The organism is Sphingomonas sp. UYP23 (genome assembly GCF_054059235.1).
This window is the reverse complement of the sequence record NZ_JBSSBX010000004.1, coordinates 35570-53853: the sequence shown is the minus strand read 5'-3', so window position 1 is coordinate 53853 and position 18284 is coordinate 35570. Positions and strand designations below refer to the sequence as shown.

18 protein-coding genes and 3 pseudogenes are annotated in these 18284 nt (G+C 63.1%); 10 read left to right on the top strand and 11 right to left on the bottom strand.

Annotated elements, in window-relative coordinates:
- A partial coding sequence (locus tag ACVWYO_RS24690; RefSeq protein WP_457355756.1) for a recombinase family protein occupies positions 1–151 on the bottom strand: 151 nt, incomplete at its 3' end.
- A 637-nt stretch (positions 152–788) separates the two neighbouring features.
- Here ACVWYO_RS24690 and ACVWYO_RS24685 point away from each other — a divergent pair.
- From ACVWYO_RS24685 to ACVWYO_RS24665, 5 genes are all read left to right on the top strand, one after another.
- Positions 789–1985 (top strand): AAA family ATPase, encoded by a 1197-nt coding sequence (locus tag ACVWYO_RS24685; RefSeq protein ID WP_457355752.1) that lies wholly within the window; start codon positions 789–791, stop codon positions 1983–1985.
- A gap of 53 nt (positions 1986–2038) precedes the next feature.
- A complete protein-coding gene (locus tag ACVWYO_RS24680; RefSeq protein WP_457355750.1) occupies positions 2039–3076 on the top strand; it encodes a ParB/RepB/Spo0J family partition protein in 1038 nt (345 codons plus the stop codon).
- Between the two features lie 103 nt (positions 3077–3179).
- Positions 3180–4388, top strand: a complete 1209-nt coding sequence (locus ACVWYO_RS24675; RefSeq protein WP_457355748.1) for a replication initiator protein A — start codon at positions 3180–3182, stop codon at positions 4386–4388.
- Between the two features lie 456 nt (positions 4389–4844).
- Complete coding sequence (locus ACVWYO_RS24670) at positions 4845–5195, top strand: hypothetical protein (RefSeq protein ID WP_457355746.1); 351 nt, start codon at positions 4845–4847, stop codon at positions 5193–5195.
- A gap of 85 nt (positions 5196–5280) precedes the next feature.
- A complete protein-coding gene (locus ACVWYO_RS24665; protein ID WP_457355744.1) occupies positions 5281–5754 on the top strand; it encodes an RES family NAD+ phosphorylase in 474 nt (157 codons plus the stop codon).
- 75 nt (positions 5755–5829) lie between these two features.
- Here ACVWYO_RS24665 and ACVWYO_RS24660 read toward each other — a convergent pair.
- From ACVWYO_RS24660 to ACVWYO_RS24640, 5 genes and pseudogenes are all read right to left on the bottom strand, one after another.
- A pseudogene (locus ACVWYO_RS24660) lies at positions 5830–6488 on the bottom strand (IS5 family transposase); the annotation flags it as partial.
- 75 nt (positions 6489–6563) lie between these two features.
- A pseudogene (locus ACVWYO_RS24655) lies at positions 6564–7313 on the bottom strand (type IV secretory system conjugative DNA transfer family protein); the annotation flags it as partial.
- A 57-nt stretch (positions 7314–7370) separates the two neighbouring features.
- Complete coding sequence (locus ACVWYO_RS24650) at positions 7371–7628, bottom strand: antitoxin VbhA family protein (protein ID WP_457355742.1); 258 nt, start codon at positions 7626–7628, stop codon at positions 7371–7373.
- A 2-nt stretch (positions 7629–7630) separates the two neighbouring features.
- Positions 7631–8044 carry a GNAT family N-acetyltransferase gene (locus tag ACVWYO_RS24645; protein ID WP_457355740.1) on the bottom strand — a complete coding sequence of 138 codons (414 nt, stop codon included), beginning with the start codon at positions 8042–8044 and terminating at the stop codon, positions 7631–7633.
- Entirely contained in the window at positions 8041–8262 is a 222-nt protein-coding gene (locus ACVWYO_RS24640) for a conjugal transfer protein TraD (protein ID WP_457355738.1), read from the bottom strand. The genes ACVWYO_RS24645 and ACVWYO_RS24640 overlap by 4 nt, the downstream gene beginning before the upstream one ends.
- Before the next feature lie 348 nt (positions 8263–8610).
- Here ACVWYO_RS24640 and ACVWYO_RS24635 point away from each other — a divergent pair, with 348 nt between their 5' ends.
- The 3 genes from ACVWYO_RS24635 to ACVWYO_RS24625 all read left to right on the top strand — a co-directional run bounded on the left by ACVWYO_RS24635 (position 8611) and on the right by ACVWYO_RS24625 (position 9820).
- Positions 8611–9228, top strand: a complete 618-nt coding sequence (locus tag ACVWYO_RS24635; protein ID WP_457355736.1) for an RNA polymerase sigma factor — start codon at positions 8611–8613, stop codon at positions 9226–9228.
- Positions 9229–9315: 87 nt separating this feature from the next.
- Positions 9316–9585, top strand: coding sequence for an HU family DNA-binding protein (locus ACVWYO_RS24630; RefSeq protein ID WP_457355754.1), 270 nt, complete (start codon positions 9316–9318; stop codon positions 9583–9585).
- Position 9586: 1 nt separating this feature from the next.
- Entirely contained in the window at positions 9587–9820 is a 234-nt protein-coding gene (locus ACVWYO_RS24625) for a hypothetical protein (RefSeq protein WP_457355734.1), read from the top strand.
- A 410-nt stretch (positions 9821–10230) separates the two neighbouring features.
- Here ACVWYO_RS24625 and ACVWYO_RS24620 read toward each other — a convergent pair whose 3' ends face one another.
- Genes ACVWYO_RS24620 through ACVWYO_RS24610 form a run of 3 tightly spaced genes read right to left on the bottom strand, consistent with a single transcriptional unit; the run spans position 10231 to position 11462 of the window.
- Positions 10231–10455, bottom strand: a complete 225-nt coding sequence (locus tag ACVWYO_RS24620; protein WP_457355732.1) for a conjugal transfer protein TraD — start codon at positions 10453–10455, stop codon at positions 10231–10233.
- Between the two features lie 19 nt (positions 10456–10474).
- On the bottom strand, positions 10475–10798 hold the full coding sequence (locus ACVWYO_RS24615; RefSeq protein WP_457355730.1) for a conjugal transfer protein TraD: 324 nt from the start codon (positions 10796–10798) through the stop codon (positions 10475–10477).
- A 31-nt stretch (positions 10799–10829) separates the two neighbouring features.
- Positions 10830–11462: a transferase gene (locus tag ACVWYO_RS24610; RefSeq protein ID WP_457355728.1), complete on the bottom strand. Its 633-nt coding sequence runs from the start codon at positions 11460–11462 to the stop codon at positions 10830–10832.
- 205 nt (positions 11463–11667) lie between these two features.
- On the opposite strand from ACVWYO_RS24610, the pseudogene traA reads away from it, so the two are divergent.
- Both traA and ACVWYO_RS24600 read left to right on the top strand, forming a co-directional pair.
- Positions 11668–14587, top strand: a pseudogene (gene traA / locus ACVWYO_RS24605) (Ti-type conjugative transfer relaxase TraA).
- A 9-nt stretch (positions 14588–14596) separates the two neighbouring features.
- Positions 14597–15328, top strand: coding sequence for a DUF6118 family protein (locus ACVWYO_RS24600; protein WP_457355726.1), 732 nt, complete (start codon positions 14597–14599; stop codon positions 15326–15328).
- A 50-nt stretch (positions 15329–15378) separates the two neighbouring features.
- On the opposite strand, the gene cueR is transcribed toward ACVWYO_RS24600, so the two are convergent.
- Together cueR and ACVWYO_RS24590 are read right to left on the bottom strand one after the other, a co-directional pair.
- On the bottom strand, positions 15379–15762 hold the full coding sequence (cueR, locus tag ACVWYO_RS24595; RefSeq protein WP_457355724.1) for a Cu(I)-responsive transcriptional regulator: 384 nt from the start codon (positions 15760–15762) through the stop codon (positions 15379–15381).
- A complete protein-coding gene (locus ACVWYO_RS24590; protein WP_457355722.1) occupies positions 15759–18110 on the bottom strand; it encodes a heavy metal translocating P-type ATPase in 2352 nt (783 codons plus the stop codon). The genes cueR and ACVWYO_RS24590 overlap by 4 nt, the downstream gene beginning before the upstream one ends.
- Between the last annotated feature and the right edge of the window lie 174 nt (positions 18111–18284).

Genomic DNA, 18284 nt, shown 5'->3' with positions numbered 1-18284 from the left:
CGCCGATCGCCCGCTTGAGTTGTGGGCGCTCGGCCGTCCCGCCGCTGACCTTCTCCTGGTAGATCTTCGTGCAGCCGGCCGCGCCGAGCTGGGCGAGCTGCTGTGCTAGGTCCTGGCCGGTTGATGAGACGCGTGCGTAGCCGTAAATCATGCGCTGATTGTGCATTGGAATTATGCATCACGGAAGTGCCCGAATTGCCGCCATTTTACATCTGATGCAAGATTTTTGATTTTTGCATCAAGCTCGTTCTGGGAGCACGGCTTGCAGTGCCATTTATTCGATATACGCCATACCCATAGCACAGCCGGTTTGCAGACCGGGGAACTCGCAGACCCGACTTTTCACACGGTCTGGTTCGGTCAATGGGAAAGCGCCGGCATTCCCGATGGGACCCTTGCGGGAATTCGGCCTATCCACGGGGCAATCCAGCACGGGCGAGGCATTGCCCGTGCTGGCCTAAAAATCGACCTATGCTGTCGGGGCAAAACCTCCTTGGCTGCGAAAAGGCCGTTTAGGGCGGCAGGAAATTCCCGCATAGACCCCCATCTGCATCATGATCTCGGTGATCTCCACCGTCGTCAGTTCGACGTTAAACCCGGCTTAAATATGGACTTTCAGTTGCGGGGCGGCGTTTCCCATAGCCGCCAGTGCCGCGATCGTTGCAATCTCGCGGTCACGATGCCCGAAAGCCGCGAGGCAGTCCCGAATATACCTGTCAGTTGCGCAATTGAAGCTTTTATGGGTATATGACATTGTTCTTGCTTCAACCGAGTTATTGGATCGCTTCATGAATGCAATCGTCAATCACATTGGCGAACTTGCCGATGCCGGTGAACGCATGATCGAGCGCCTGCGGCGCAAGGCCTTTCTCCCGGAAAGTCGCAAGGGCCTCAACGTTCGCTTCGGCATCGCAGAAGCCGCGCAACTGCTAGGCTGCTCCACCAATCGCATTCGCATGGCGGAGGATGACGGCCGCCTGCCCCCTGCTCCCGCCGGCGAGAATGGCCGGCGACTTGGCTATTCCGTTGAGGAATTGCTCGAGATGCGCGAGGTGCTCGGCGCCTCCCCTGCCCGCGCGCCGCTCGATATCCCCGCAATAATAGCGGTCCAGAATTTTAAGGGCGGCGTTGGAAAATCGACGGTCACCTGCCACCTCGCGCACTATTTCGCTGTGCAGGGCTATCGAGTGCTGGTGGTCGATTGCGACAGTCAAGCGACAACCACCACGCTGTTTGGCTTCAACCCGCATTTCAACATCACGCGCGAAGAGACGCTCTACCCTTATCTCTCGATCGACCCGACCCAAGCCGATCTGCTCTACGCCGTGAAGTCGACGCCCTGGCCTAATGTCGATCTGATCCCTTCGAACCTCGAGCTGTTCGATGTGGAATATGAGCTCGCCGCGGCCGGGTCGGACGGGCAATCGGTGCTGGCCGCGCGCTTCCGCAAATTGAAACAGGGCCTCGCCGATCTTGCACGCAATTACGACGTGGTGCTGCTCGATCCCCCACCCGCGCTCGGCACGATCAGCCTCGCCGTGATGCAGGCGGCCAATGCGCTGCTGGTGCCGCTTGCCGCTACGACGCCCGATTTCTGTTCGACCGTGCAATTCCTTTCGATGATGGATCAGGTGCTGCAACAGCTTGCGCTCGCCGGGATCGAAGTCGAATACAGTTTCCTGAGACTGATCTGTTCGAAGTTCGACGGCAACGATCCGAGCCATGCGATGGTGCGGACAATCATGGAGCAGAGCTTCGGCCCCGCCCTGCTGCCCGTCCCGATTCTCGAATCCGCCGAAATCAGCCATGCCGCAATGCGCATGATGACGATCTACGAGCTCGAGCGTCCAATCGGGACGCCCAAGACGCACAAGCGCTGCCGCGCCAATCTTGACGAAGCGATGGGACAGATCGAACAGCTCGTCCGGCAGGGCTGGGGCAGGGTAGAACCGGCGCGCGCGGAGGATGTGCTCCATGCTGCTTGAGACCCTGTCCTACATTCCCTCGTTCTTGCTATGTGCTGGGCAGGAGGTGCATGGTGGCGCGTAAACGATCCGATTATCTGGCGGCCTTGCTGGCGGACGAACCCGCCGATGATGCCACTAAATCCCCTAGCTCGTCGCAGCCTGAGCGGTCCCGTGGCACGACGCTACTTAATCGCGAAACCGCGCTGGCGCGCGTCACGAGTGGCGAAGTGCGGCAAGTGACCCAGCTTCTGCTCGACCCAGCGCGGGTGCGAATCTGGCCGGGCAATGCACGGAGCTACGAGCATCTCTCGGAGCAGAGCTGTCGCGAACTGATCGATTCGATTATCGCCGAGGGCGGACAAAAGGTGCCAGCGGTCGTGCGCCGCATCGACTGCGACCCGGCGCATGATTTCGAGGTGATCGCCGGCACGCGGCGGCATTGGTCGATCAGTTGGCTGCGCGCGCATTCCTATCCTGAGATGCAATTTGTCGCCCAGGTTGCGCAGCTCGATGACGAGGCGGCGTTCCGGCTGGCCGATCTCGAGAACCGCGCGCGCGCCGACGTGTCGGACCTCGAGCGCGCGCGCAATTATGCCGAGGCGCTCAAGGCGCATTACGGAAATCATCTAACGCGGATGGCCGAGCGGCTGAAGGTATCGAAGGGCTGGCTGTCGAAGATGATCAAGGTCGCGGGGATTCCCGAAGGCGTGATCGCGGCCTTTGACTCCCCTGCCGATGTACAGCTCAAGCCGGCCTACGCGTTGGCGCAGGCACTCGACGACAAAAGCGCGGCGAAGGCGATCAAGAGCGCCGCGCGCGACATCGCGCGTGAACAGGCGGCGCTGGGCGAGAAGGGGGCCCCCCCCTACCCTGCCGCCGAAGTGCTGCGCCGCTTGCTAGACTCCCCCGAGGATGCTGCCGATGGAGTCCCACCCTTTGTCTGGACCACGCCGCACGGTCGACCCGGTCTCAGCATCCAGTCGAGCAACCGACAAGGCGTGACGATCCGACTGCACGCGGGGTCCGGTGCTGGACCAGACGAGCTGTCGAACGCGTTGCGGCAAGCACTAGCGCATCTCGAGGCCGAGGGCCGTGGATTGAAGAAGTGATCGCGTTTCCCCGGGGAAACACCTTGCGCCGCGCACCGACGCGCAACGGTTTAGGAACCCGTTGCGCGGTGTTTCCCCGGGGAAACATGCGGAAGGTACGCCGATGAGCCGCGCCGAGCGCCAGCGCATTTCCGAGCAGTTCGATCTGTTCCTGCCCTATCTCGCCGACTTGCCGCTGCGCGATCAGCGCGAGATGATGGAGCGCCCGTTCTTCAGTCTGGCCAAGTCCAAGCGGGTCAAGCCGATCGACTACAAGAGCCCCGACGGCAAATTATGGGTGCATGTCTCGGGCAACCCCGATTACGGGATGGCAACAATCTGGGATGCCGACATCTTGATCTATTGCGCCAGCGTGCTCGCCGACATGGCACGTCGGGGAGTCAACGACGTGCCGCACAAGTTGCACCTGATGCCGTATGATCTGCTGCGCGCGATTGGGCGACCGACAACGGGCCGGGCATACGAATTGCTCGGGCAGGCGCTTGACCGGCTCGTCGCGACCACAATCAAGACCAATATCCGCGCCGAAAACCGTCGCGAGGCGACCTTTAGCTGGCTCGACGGCTGGACGCAGCTGGTCGACGAGAAGACCGAGCGGTCGCGCGGCATGACGATTGAGCTGTCGAATTGGTTTTGGGAAGGAGTGATGATGCAGGGCGGGGTGCTGTCGATCGACCGCGCCTATTTCGATTTGACGGGCGGTCGCGAGCGCTGGCTGTACCGCGTCGCGCGCAAACATGCTGGCGGGGCAGGGGAGGCCGGCTTCGCCATCGCAATGCCGACTTTGTTCGAGAAGTCGGGCACGGAGGGGCAATATCGCCGCTTCAAGTTCGAGATCGCGAAGATCGCCGAACGCAATGAGCTGCCGGGCTATGCGCTGACGCTCGAGACCCCGACGGGCAAACGCGAGCCGGCGTTGCGGATGCAGCGGCGTAGCGATGCGGAACGGCCGGTGAAGACAGTGTCAGAGCATCGCGCCAGCCCGCCCGAACAACCGGCCCAGCAAGCGGCACCGCCTTCCCCAGCCGCTACAGTCGCAGAACCCGCACCCGAGGCGTTGGTCGATATAACCGCAATGTTGCGACGCTCGCGCACCAGTCTTGCGACGCGCGCAACTGCGGGCGAGGTCACCGATGCGACGCTCGCAACGCTTCGGGCCGAATGCCCCGGGTGGGATTATCAGACGCTCCACGCCGAGTTCCGCGCTTGGATAGAGGCCGATTCGGCACGCACGCCGGTCAGCTATCAAAGCGCGTTCATTGGTTTCGTGCGGCGCTTTGACAAGGCAAATCGCCACACTCTGGGGCGGTAATCTGCTCGCTCAGGCCATTCGGTCTCCGCTAGCGCGGCCCGGCGTTCCCGATGTGTCGGCTTCCTCAACCGACGTTATCGGTCTCGCGCTGCGAAGCGCGACATTTGAACCTATCGCTCGGCCGAGCCCGCGAAAGTGATTCAATCAAGGTCCCAATTTCAAATCGGATTATGCGCCGTCGACACTCCAGGAACGGCATTCGCCTCATCGGGAACGCTGCGTCGATCTTTCGGGAACGCTTGCATCGACACAAGGGGAACACCGTACCGACACTTCGGGAACGGGACGTGTCGGCCGACTCGCGCATTTCTGTGCCCAACAGCCCATGTTTCAGCGGCTTAACTCTATAACATTAGATATAACTATCTAACCCGGGAATTTTTCAATTATGGGGAAGAGAGATTAGTATTGAACCGACGCAAGTTCGAGTGCATGTAGCGAGCAAGGAGTGCACCCATGCTCGCCGCTTTTCTTGATGACATTCGCGACCATGACATCATCGCCCCACGGCGCATGGCAGAGCGGCTACGCGTACCCATGTCACAGCTTGCCAAGCTGGCACACGTCAATCGCAACACGATGGCTGCCAAGCCCGGGAACCCGGCGATCCAGGCGAAGCTTGGCGAAATCGCGCGGATCATCGCCCGCGCTACCGATCTGGCCGGGGATGAGGGCCGCGCGATCCTGTGGTTCAAGCATCAGCCGATTGCCGGTTTCGGCAAGACCGCCGAAGAGCTGGTCGAAGCGGGACAGGCGCGGGAGGTGCTCGACGATCTCGAGCGCATGGCCGCGGGCGTCTATTCCTGATGGCCGCCGTCAATACAGATCGGCTTGCCCGGTAAGCAAGGGAATGCCTTACGTCCTCGCCCCGCTTACCCTCCCGCTATGGCGCATGATCCATCCGGCGCATCAGCGCTCCCCGTTCTCGGGCGAGGGCGCACGGCTCTATGGTGGGCGATGGAACATGAAGGGATGGCCTGCCCTCTATTTGGCGACCGATCCCGCTACTGCGGTTGCCGAATATTATCAGGGCTTGCCCAAACCGGGAATGCTGGCACCCTATCGGCTCACGGCCACGGCGGTCGCCGATCTCACCAACGGAAAGGGCGGTGCGATTGACGCCCAGGTCGCAGCGGCAATGACGGACGAGTGGAAGACGATCGCGCTGCTTGACGGGCAAGTTCCGCCGAGCTGGGGGATCGCACAGGCGCTGATTGCCCATGGGGCTCAGGGCGCAGTGGTACCATCGGCCCAGAACCGCGGCGGCACAAATCTGGTGTTGTGGCGCTGGAACGGCGCGGGCCAGATGGATGACGGCGCCATGCTCACGCTGCTCGATCCAGATCGAACGCTGTCCACTACCTAGCTAGGTGTTTGATCCCACGGTTTGATGGTGCGATCCTTTCGTTAGAGTGGAAGGAAGCAGTATGGGACGGTACGTCAGCCGTCCGAACATGATTTCGATACGGCTACGACGCTTGTAGCGGCGCTTGTCGTATTTGATGGGCTCGAGCCGGGACCTCCGACCTGGGATGCACGGCTCGATGCCCTTGGCCTGCAAGGCATCCCTGAACCAGTCAGCGTCGTAGCCGCGGTCTCCGAGCGGCGACTGTGCCTTGAGCAGATCGTCGAGCATCGGAACTGCACCGGGGTAGTCGCTGACCTGTCCAGCAGTCATGAAGAAGCTGAGCGGGCGGCCGTTTGCGTCGGTCACAGCATAAAGTTTCTTGTTCATACTGCCTTTGGTGCGACCGATCAGGCGCCAGAGATTCCCCTTTTTACCCGCAGGCTCGATCCCGTGCGGTGCGCCTTCAGATACGTCGCGTCGATCATGACGGTCTTTGGATCGGCATCAGCAGCAGCCAGCCCCTCCATCATGCGGAGGAACACACCCATCTCGCTCCACCGTTTCTAGCGATTGTAGCGCGTCTTGTGCGGTCCGTAGTCGCTAGGCGCGTCACGCCAGCGCAGCCATTGCGGTTCACAAATACGATGTCGCTCAACACCCGCCGGTCGTCAACTCGCGGCTTGCCATGCTATTGGGAAGTACGGCCGCAGGCGCGCCATCTGCTCACCCGTAAGCCAGTAAAGGTCGCTCATCCTAGGTCCTCAAGGAGCCTGAATCAGATCGCGCCTCTCACATCAATGGGTACTAACCCCAGCAGCCGCGACCGTTCACACCAGATCGAACCGGCCGGCGAACTCACAATCGTCATAGTAGCGCAGCTTGGCGGCGATAATTGGCCGCTGCCCAGCGAGGAACAGGAGCTGGCGATCGGGGCGCAGCGTGCGGACTTCATCGGGGGTGAGCAGGGCGCGGCCGACATGCTGCTGCCCGTAGGAGAGGCCGCTTTCCTCCACGTCGAGCGCGCGCCTCATCGTCTCGAACACGACGGTTTCCTGCCCGGCCAGATCGGAGACCAGCTTGGCGCTGTCCTGATCGTTGACCCCGAACACCTGGAGGACGCCGGCGTTTGACAGGAACGTGCCGGCGCGCTGCCCATAGAGCGCGCGAAGCTGGTGGACGTCCTGCAGGATCGGCCAGAGCTGGACGCCGTAACCCGCCATCAGCCCCATCGCGCGTTCGACCGGCTCGAGGCGACCGAGGGCGGCAAACTCGTCGAGCAGGAACAACACAGGCCAGGGCGGGCGACCCGGCACGCGCGCCAGCTCGGTGAGGGCTTGCGCCACCATCAGGCGTAGCCAGCGGGCATAGCTGGGGAGCCGATCAGGCGGCAGTACTAGGAACACCGTCGCGGGCGCATCCTTCAGCCCGGCAAACGTGAAATCCGAATTTCCCAGCACCGTCGTCATGCGCGGGGAGTCGAGAAAATGGGTATGACGCTGCGCGGCCGACAGCACGCCGGCCGCTTCACGATCGGATTTGCCGAGCTGGCGGTTGGCAGCGCGCGCGACCAGGCCACCTTGCGCCGATCCGGGTCAGGTTGCGTGACGCCCGTGCGAGCTGGCGGAACCACTCGATCATCGGCCGCGAGCCGCCCTCAAGGCTTCATCAAAACTGGTGAAATATTCCTGCACCGGTTCGCTGGCAGGCAAGGAGCGGGCGTGCGTCAGTAGCGCCTCGACATGTTCGGCACTGGATAGCTCGCCGGCCACATAGCGCCGATTCAATGCTTCGGCTTCGGGCGTGATTTGACCGCCGGACAGTTCGACGCTCCCACGACCGAAATCGACCGCCCGCTGGCGACTAGAACGCTCTTTGTCGGATACTTCACGCATCGTCAGGGCCCTCCCGTTTCCGCGTCTTTGTAGAAGAACAGCTCCGCCCGATCGCCTTTGTTGACACCGGCGACCGAGCCTGCGGCTTCCCAGTCCTCAAGGGGCAGAAGCGCCAGCATGGTAATATTATTCTCGTCGGTGGACGTGAACAGCCGACCTGCGCCGATAGCAACCTCAGCCGCGCGCAGCAGGGTGCGTCCGATACCCCGGCGTTGGTACGCCGGATCGACGCCTAGGTGGGTTATGTAATCGTGCCCGACGAACCCGCGAGGAACCCACGACACGTAGCCGACCACGCGACCGTCGATCTCGGCAACCAGCATGTGATCGTCGGCGATCTCAAGCAAGCGGTTGCCAGCGAAGATATCAAACGCGTTGATCGCGGAGAGATCGGCCAGCAGGGAGCGTCGGATCATTCTGCTTTTCCTTCCGCTTCCACATCGACCGCGCGTCTGCCGCGTCTTTTCCACAGCGCCAGCGTGTCGTCCGCATCATCGCCGCGCGCACGTCCGGCGAGATCGAGCAGCGCGCCGTAGAGCGTAGCACGATCGTCGTCGGTCAGCGCGACCAGCCCGGCCTTTTGGACGAGGCCACCCAGCTCGATCAGATCGCGTGTTCGGTCGCGGCGTTGCACGACTCGGTTCCGCTTATCGTTACGCTCTCCGCTGCTTCCGCCTGCGACGTCGCTGACCGAACCAGCTTGAGCGTCCAATCCATCGTTTGGGAGCAGCGCCGCCACCTTTTTTCCGCACCGTTGAAAGAACGCAGCGCCCATCGGGCCGCCACGTCTACTTTGCCGCAGTATCTTTCGATCCGATAGTTGCTTTATGACAGGTCGTACGATGCCGATGACCAGTGGCGTGACGCAGGTGCGACCGAGCGAGATGAGGGCGGGATACGAGGAGCAGCTAAGCTGCCGCGGCAAACGTTGCTTGATCGGACACCAGAGCGTTCGTAGGCCGAACGCCGCGAGGAGCGCCCCATGCAACAAGCGCTCGCAATGGCGGTACAGCCGCTCGATGAGAATGCAGAAATCGGCGCGCTACTGGCGCGAGAAGCCGCGAAGCTTCGTCGCTATGCTAATCGGTTAGCTGGTGTCGGGGCAGATGCCGATGATTTGCTGCAAGACACCATGCTTCGCTGCTGGGCAGCACGGGGCAGTTTTCAAACTGGGAGCAACTTTGGCGCCTGGTCCCGAACCGTCATGCGGAATGTGTTCCTGTCAGGACGCCGCCGCATGCGATTTCAGGCCGACCTGCCCGACGAGGTATTGGACCGAATGTTGAGCGTCGATGCGACTCAAGGGGAGGCGGTCGATCTGCGGGATGTGGATTGGGCGATGGGCGAGCTGACACCCAATCACCGCGACGTGGTTCAGCTCGCAAGCCAAGGGGTTTCAATCGAAGAAGGAGCGGCTCAGCTGTCCATACCGGAAGGGACATTTAGAAGCCGGCTGTGGCGTGCGCGCGCACGTCTGAGGCGATTGACGGAGGATCGCCTCGTGCCGCTACCCATGGCAAAAGTGTTTGGACTTGAGAATGAAACAACCGCCCCGGTAGAACGCAAGCGCCGGGACTGGACGGGCGTCATCATCGGATAGGCGCGAAGCGTGCGCGCCGATGAAGCCTGGCGCTTGCACCGGGGGCGGTCATCGGCAATTCTCTTTTTTTGCGTGGGAGCGGTTTGCATGAATATCAGGGAACTTGTTAAGGGCGTTGCCGCGGCAACGAGCACGAGCGAAGCGCAGGCAAAAGCCGCGATCACAGTGGTGTTCGATCAGGTCGCCAGCGCGGTTGCCAAGGGCGAAGAGATCGCGATTCCCGGCTTTGGCAAGTTCTCGGTCAAAGATCGTCCCGAACGCGCGGGTCGCAATCCCTCAACCGGCGAGGCGATGACGTTTGCGGCTTCGAAAAAGGTGTCGTTCACCCCAGCCAAGGGGCTGAAGGACAAACTCTAAAATGGCATTTTTGGAAGAGCTGCTGGAGGGCGGCAGCACGTACCGGGTCAAGGGAACTGAAGGCGGGGCGGTCTTCCAGCCGATAAGCGATAAAGACGATGATCTGGACGCCTTTCAGGACATTGTGGGGCAGATCGAGGACAATGAGGGTGAGGGCTATGATGTGCTTCTCGTCCATCCGGTCAGCTCACATGGGCGTAACCTAATCGACCGCATTGTGATCACGATCGATTGACTGCGGTAGATCCACCGAGGCGGCAGAGCGCCACCCCAAAACTCACCGTTCGCTTCGCTGGCCGCGTTGGTCCCCTCTGAGATCAACGATGCCCGTCAGGACCCCAGCAACGCTGCTTGAGCCGCGCGCAGCGACATCAGCTTGGCCGGGTCGGTCGGCGCAAGGCGACCCCATCGGATCGCAGACCGATCCGATGCACCGTCTGTCCAGATACGCTCTGCGACGTGAAAGAGCTCCTGAACCGTGGGCGCGCGGTTACTGCCGACACAATCGATCACCGCGTTATCAAAGAGGGGGTTTATCGAATGCATTTTCGGTCTCCGGCTTACCTGATAAGAGCCGACCGTGACGCTGTGATGGTGGAATGAAGGCGCCGGACCCGTTGCTGACACAGCAGATCGCAAATCCGCTTATGACGCTTCGCCCTGTTCGGCTTCCGCATCGAAGGCCCGTCGGCCGCGCCGCTTCCATAATGCCAGCACGTCACCGGCATCATCGCCGCGTGCACGTCCAGCGAGATAGAGCAGCGCGCCGTAGAGGGTAGCGCGATCGTCGTCGATCAGCTCGACCAACCCAGCTTTCTGAATGAGCCCGCCCAGCTCGATCAGGTGGCGCGTTCGTTCGCGACGTTGCACGACCCAGTTCCGGTTATCGCTACGCCGTCCCGCCGCTTCGGCTCGCAGCGTCGCTGCCTGGTTCAACCGGAACGCCCGGTCCGTCGCCCGTAGCATCGCTGCCACTTTTGCGCCCGCGGCGCTGAAAGAAGGCAGCGCCTTTCGACCGCCATTCCTCCTTTGCCGCGAGATCTTTGGAGGCAATGGCATGGAGTAGAACGCCAGCAAGGGTTTCCGCATCGAGCGCATCGGCGCCGGTTGCGGCGACGAGCTGACCGAGCTGCTCGACCCGCTTTGCTTTGAGCGAGCGTGCCTTGTCGTTCAGTGCCTTTAGCTCGGCATCGTAATCGCGAACTTTACGCATGTTTTCTCCATCTTGAATGCGCGCGGCAATATCAGATCGCCGTGATATGTGACCCCATATCCACCAGGCCCAGACGCGGAACCGTCGTACCAGGTTTAAGCAGCGCGCCGGGCGCAACGACAGCGTTGGCACCAATGCGCACGCTATCGCCGACCAGTGCTCCGAACTTGTCAACTCCTGTTCGAATCCGCGTGCCGTTGAGCAGGATAACGATCGCGGGATTATCACGTTCGTTCCGGAAGTTGGCGATGACGGACCCGGATTCCAGATTGACGCCCGCGCCCAGTACGCTGTCACCGACAAAGTTAAAGTGCGCGAGCTTGGTATCTGGAAACAGGAATGACGATTTGAGTTCGGCGCCGGGTCCCAATATGCAGCGTTCCCCCAGCCAACAGCCGTCGCGGACATAAGCGCCGCTTGCAATGAAACACGACGGTCCGATGACTGCAGGGCCTTTCAGCACGACGCCCGGTTCTATGCTGGCGCTTTTATGGACGGCGACATTGTCAGAAATCCGATAGCCAGTATCAAGATCGTCCAGGAGTACAGCGACGACATCGTGTGACCGGGTGGTGATCTCCCACGGCGCAAGATCGGCGAACGCTGCAAGCCGCGAGGTGCCGACGCCTGCGATATAATCGCGGATCAGAGTTTGGTCGCTCACCTTGCCAATCCCTTTGCCACGATCTGACGCACAGGTTAGCTTCTCCGCGTTCCGACACTTAGCATCTTAGCGCGCCCAGCAAACGGGTAAAGGCGTAACGACCAAAAATCAGCAGCAAGTCAATCAAGAGGAGCGAAGCGGATTGTGAGTGCGCGCTTATACGTCGTTGCCGACGTGCGCTCAGAAGTGCAATAAGCAGAGCGTCATGGCGATCTACCATTTCTCCGCCAAGGTTATCAGCCGTGCGAACGGCTCAAGTGCTGTCGCGTCCGCGGCCTATCGCTCCGCGTCCGAGCTGTTCGATGAGCGGCTAGAGCGCGATCATGATTTCTCAAACAAGGCGGGCGTGATCCACTCCGAGGTGATGTTGCCGGAGGGCGCGCCAGTGCGTTTAAACGACCGGGCGACCCTGTGGAACGAGGTGGAGGCCGGCGAGAAGCGTAAGGATGCCCAGCTTGCCCGGGAGGTGGAGTTCTCGATCCCGCGCGAGCTGAACGAGAAGCAGGGTGTTCAGCTCGCACGGGATTTCGTGCAGACGCAGTTTGTGACACGCGGAATGATCGCGGACCTGAATGTGCATTGGGACAAGGCGAAAGACGGCAGCCCAAAGCCCCACGCGCATGTCATGCTGGCGATGCGCGATGTGGGGCCTGAGGGGTTCGGGCAGAAGAACCGCGACTGGAACAGCACCGAGTTGTTGAAGGACTGGCGCGAGGCGTGGAGCGCGCACGTCAACGAACGCATGGCCGAGTTGGGGCTAGAAGGACGGATCGATCATCGCTCCTATGAGGCGCAGGGGATCGAGCTGGAGCCGCAGCACAAAATCGGTCCGGCTGCGTCGCGCCGTCCGGAGCAAGGGCTTGAGGCCGAGCGGATTGAGGATCACGTCCGCATCGCGCGGGAGAACGGCGAGAAGATCATCGCCAATCCCGATATCGCACTGGACGCCATCACGCGCAGCCAAGCGACGTTCACCACCCGTGACCTTGCAACGTTCGCGTTCCGGCATAGCGACGGCAAGGAGCAGTTCGACCAGGTGATGGGCGCGGTTCGTGCATCACCCGAGCTGGTCGCATTAGGCAAAGACGGCCGCGACCAGGAGCGGTTCACGTCGCGTGACATGATCGCGGTGGAGGCCCGGCTTGAGCGCGCCAGCGACGAGCTTGCCGGGGTGGATCAGCACTTTGTCGCCGGCACGCATGTTTATCGTGCGTTGGAGGCGGCCGAGGGTAGAGGGCTTACCCTGTCTCGTGAGCAGCGAGACGCGCTCGGCAGGATCACCGGCAGCGACGGGCTGGCGTCGGTCGTCGGCTGCCGGCAGCGGCAAGTCGGCGATGCTGGGTGTCGCCCGCGAAGCATGGGAGGATGCCGGCTACACCGTGCGCGGCGCGGCGTTGTCGGGCATCGCGGCCGAGAACCTTGAAGGCGGGGCCGGCATCCGGAGCCGCACCATCGCCAGCCTTGAACATGCGTGGGGGCAGGGGCGCGAGCAGCTTGGTCCTAGGGACGTGTTGGTGGTGGACGAGGCCGGCATGATTGGTTCGCGTACACTGGAGCGGGTGCTGTCCCAGGCACGCGATGCCGGGGCCAAGGTCGTTATGGTGGGCGACCCCGAGCAGTTGCAAGCGATCGAGGCGGGCGCGGCGTTCCGCAGTGTCACCGAGCGTCACGGCGCGGCCGAGATTACCGAAATACGCCGGCAGCGCGAGGACTGGCAGCGCGACGCGACCCGCCAGCTCGCTACCGGGCGCACTGGCGAGGCGGTCCATGCCTATGACCAAGGCGGCATGGTCCACGCAGCCGACACCCGCGAGCAGGCGCGGGGCGAGCTGGTCGATGGCTGGGATCGCGCGCGCCAGGCTGACCCTGATAAATCCCGGATCATTCTCACCCACACCAACGCCGAAGTGCAGAGCCTCAATGGCGAGGCGCGCGACCGGTTGCGCGCAAGCGGCGACCTTGGTGACGACGTGACGGTGAAGGCCGAGCGCGGCGAGCGCCAGTTCGCGACCGGTGACCGCATCATGTTCCTTCGCAACGAGCGCGGCATGGGCGTGAAGAACGGCACGTTGGCAACAATCGAGCGGGTATCGCCCGAGGGTATGGCGGTGCGCCTCGATGACGGGCGCGGGGTCGCGTTCGATACCAAGGATTACGCCCACCTCGATCACGGCTATGCGGCGACGTTCCACAAATCGCAGGGTGTGACGGTCGATCGGGCGCACATTCTCGCCACCCCGGGCATGGACCGGCACAGCGCCTATGTCGGCATGTCGCGGCATCGCGACGCTATGCAGCTCCATTATGGCCGCGACGACTTCGCCGACCAGCGCCAGCTCGTCCGCGCCCTGTCGCGTGAGCGCGGCAAGGACATGGCCGGCGACTATGAGCGCCCCGAACAGGACCAGGCGCGCGCGTTCGCCGATCGGCGCGAGATCCGGTTCCCGGAACGCGCGCGTGAAATGGCGGTGAAGGTCCGAGACAAGGCGCGGGGCATGTTCGACGGCTTCCGGCCAAAGCCAGCGACTGAGAAGGCGGCGTCGCCCGAGCGCGTCGCGGCCGATCGGCCGCTCGCACCGTCGCAAGCCCGTGCGATCGAACGCTACGCGCGCGCCAGTGCCGACATAGGCCGGATGTTGGAGAAGGGGTTGCCGGTGCTGGCGCACCAGGAACAGGCGCTGACAAAGGCCGGTGACGCCCTCGACCAGGTGCGGCCGCATGGCGCGCGCGACCTTGCCTCCGCGCTATCTCGTAACCCGCAGCTCGTGCGTAACGCGGCCGAGGGCAATACGGCGCGCGCGATCAAGGCGATGGAGACAGAGCGCCAGGTCCGCCTCGACCCGGAGAAACGCGCCGGGCGGTTCGTGGAGCAGTGGCAGGGTATGAAGGAGGCGCGGGCCAGCATGGAGCGTGCCGGCGACCATGCGGGCGCGGAAAAGCTCGGCAAGCGCATGGAAGGCATTGCGGGCGGGCTGCATCGCGACCCGCAGCTCGAATCCGTGTTGCGTGCCCGTGCCCCCGAGCTGGCGTTGAGCCTGGAGCGGGGCCGATCGATCGGGCAGGAATTGGCGCAGTCGGTCACCATCAGTCGCGATCGTGATCGAGATCGCGGCATGAGCCGGTAAAGGAAGGCGATGCAGGACGACGATATTCAGGAAGGCGGCGATCCGGCGGAAGCGTTCGACCGGTTGCGCGCCGCAATTGAAGGCCAGGACCGCGAGTTGGCGTTGCTGCGCCGCGCGGTGGAAGGTCTGGCGGCCGAGCGCGGCACGATCGACGTGCCCGACTATACCGAGACGCTTGGGATGCTCCAGCAGGACGTGAACACCGCGACCGGCCGGATTAATGCGATCGGCCAGATACTCGCCCAGGCTCCGGCGTTGGCGATGACGCCCGAGCAGATGGCGCAGCGTATCGCTGCGGCAGGCAGCGCCGCCCGGCGCGAGGATCAGGCAGCACTCGCCAAGGCCGGCGAGGACAAGGCGCGCGTCATGGCCGACCTTCGCGCCATCGCCGGGTCCGCATGGACACGGGCCGACCAGAGGAACCGGCAGCTATGGTTCGGGCTGGGCGGGGCGGCGATTGGCATTTTTGTATGGGCGATTTTGCCCGGCCTTGTCGCGCGCGAGGTTGCGCCGGCGAGCTGGCAATGGCCCGAGCGCATGGCGGCACGCGCGGTGGATTTACCGATGTGGCAGGCGGGCGGACAGCTCCTCGCGACCGCAGATCCGGCTACCTATCGGGGGATCGTCGGGGCCGACAGGATCGTGACGGCGAACCGCGAAGCGATCGAGGCGTGCAGCAAGGCCGCAGCTCGAAAGCGCGAGACGGTGCGATGTATGATCCGGGTTGCGCCCGCGCCATAACTGTTCGGTTTCGATCCTCGCAGTTGTCGAGTAATTCGTAGCAGCAGGAGCTATTCGGCCAAATGCTCGATGATAGGGCAATCGGGGCGATCATCCCCGTGACAGGACTGCGCAAGTTCAGTGAGTGATCGGCGCATGGCTTCCAAGGCGCGGACTTTGCGGCCAAGTTCGGCAGCGCGCGATTGCGCCAAGGCCTTTACCTCGGCGCTCGACCGCGCGCGATCCGACCAGAGTCCCAGCAGCGTGCGGATTTCCTCGATGGGGAACCCTAGGTCGCGCGCGTTGGCGATAAAGCGCAGCCGATGAACATCGCTTTCTGAATAGTCCCGGTAGCTCCCGCGCCGGGGTGGCGCGGGTACCAAACCGATTTTCTCATAGTGACGGACCATGCGTTGCGAGACGCCGCTGGCGTCGGATGCCGTGCCGATGTTCATAGCTTCACCGTGTTCAGCCGCAGCGCGTTGAGGACCACGGTGAGGGACGAAAGTGCCATCGCCGCGCCGGCCAGCATCGGCGAGAGCAGAATGCCCGCCACGGGGTAGAGCACCCCGGCCGCGACCGGCACGCCGATCCCGTTGAACAGGAACGAGAAGAACAGGTTCTGGCGGATATTCCGCATCGTCGCGTGTGCGAGCTTGCGGGCGCGCACGATCGCTGAGAGATCGCCGCGTGTGAGCGTTATGCCGGCGCTTTCGATCGCCACGTCCGTTCCCGTGCCCATCGCCAGACCAACATCGGCGGCGGCAAGAGCGGGAGCGTCGTTAATCCCGTCGCCCGCCATCGCAACCTTGGCACCGCTCGCCTTAAGCTCGCCAATGATACGCGCCTTGTCTTCCGGCCGCAGGCCGGCGCGAACGTCGTCCAGTCCGCCGACGGCGCGCGCGACCGCATCGGCGGTCGTTTGATTGTCGCCAGTCAGCATGATGACGCGGAGCCCCTGCTGGCGAAGTGCAGCGATTGCCTCCCCGGCGTTAGCGCGCACCGGATCGGCGACCGCGAGCATGCCGGCAAGAGCGCCATCTATCGCCACCAGGATGATGCCTGCGCCCTCGCTACGATGACGATCGGCATCGGCATCGAGCGGCTTGGGATCAGCACCAACCCTGCTCATTTGTGCGGCGTTCCCGATCACGACCGAGCGGCCATTGACCGTGGCGCTGACACCGAGACCGGTTTGCGATGCGAAATCGGCGACCGTGCCGAGCTGCAATCCTCGATCCTTGGCGGCAACGACGATTGCGTGCGCGAGCGGGTGTTCGGATTGCCCTTCGACGGCCGCGGCAAGCGCTAGCATGTCGTTCTCTACGACCGCGCCGATCGTCTGGACGGCGATGAGCTTCGGCTTCCCTTCCGTGAGCGTGCCAGTTTTGTCGATGACCAGCGTATCGACCTTTTCGAGCCCTTGTAGCGCTTCCGCGTTCTTCACCAGCACGCCGGCTGTCGCGCCACGTCCTGTGCCGACCATGATTGACATGGGCGTGGCGAGCCCGAGTGCGCAGGGGCAGGCAATGACGAGGACGGCAATGGCATTGAGGAGCGCATGGCCCATGCGCGGTTCCGGGCCGACCAGTGACCACACCACGAATGTCGCGATCGAAATCAGCACGACCAGCGGTACGAACCAGCCAGACACCCGATCGGCGACCGCCTGGATTGGGGCACGGCTGCGCTGCGCGTCCGCAACCATGCGGACGATCCGCGCCAGCATCGTATCCGAGCCGACGGCGCGCGCTTCCATGACCAGGCTGCCCGTGCTGTTGACAGTCCCCCCGGTGACGGCCGCCTCGACCTCCTTGAGGACAGGTGCTGGCTCGCCGGTGAGCATGGATTCATCGACCGAGGAGCGTCCCTCAACCACCACGCCATCAACGGGGATCGCATCGCCAGGGCGAACGCGCAGTCGATCGCCGGCCGCCACGTCGGCAAGGCTGACTTCCTCCTCTGACCCGTCCGAACGCACCCGACGCGCCGTCTTGGGGGCAAGATCCATCAGGGCGCGGATCGCGCGCCCGGTCGCCGCCCTGGCACGCAATTCAAGGACTTGGCCCAGCAGCACCAGCGCCACCACCACCCCGGCCGCCTCGTAATAAACTGGGACCACGCCCCCATGCATACGGAAGGTCGGGGGAAAGATGCCGGGCGCGACCGTCGCGACCAAGCTGTAAACGAAGGCGGCACCGACCCCGATCGAGATCAGCGTGAACATATTGAGATGGCGGGTGCGAAGCGAGGTCCATCCCCGCTGGAAAAAAGGCAAGCCTGCCCACAGCACGATCGGCGCGGTGAGCGCGAGCTGTATCCAAGGTGATGCCGCAGGACTGACGACATGTATGCCGAGCATTTCGGCGACCATCGAGATCGCCAGCAGCGGCACGGCGAGCACGCCCGCCACCCAAAGCCGGCGCGTGAAATCGACCAGCTCAGGATTAGGCCCGTCATCGAGCGACGGTTCTTCCGGTTCGAGCGCCATGCCGCAAATCGGGCACGTTCCCGGCCCTTCCTGACGAATTTGCGGGTGCATGGGACACGTCCATATCGCTCCCGGCGTCGCCGTTGGTTCAGGCTTCGGCTTGTCGCCGAGATAGGCGTCAGGGTTGGCGACGAACTTGGTTCGGCAACCGGCGCTGCAAAAATGATAGGTTTGGCCGGCGTGCTCGGCATGATGCGCGGTTTTCGCCGGATCGACCGTCATCCCGCACACCGGGTCCGTAACCGTCGCCGCGCTCTCGGCGGCCTTGCCGCCAGAGCAGCAACCGCCCGCCTTGCTCGTTTGTTCGGCCATCACTGGTGCGTTCGAGCAGCAGGACGATGGCGCAATAGCCGCCTCAGACGCTGCCTTTGCCGAACAGCCGCAGCCCGTTGCCTGGGATCGGGATTGTGGGTCGTTCATGACATGAAACTCCTTCGACCCGAAAGCATGTAGGGTCTGACATCATGTCAGGGTCAAGGCCTATCC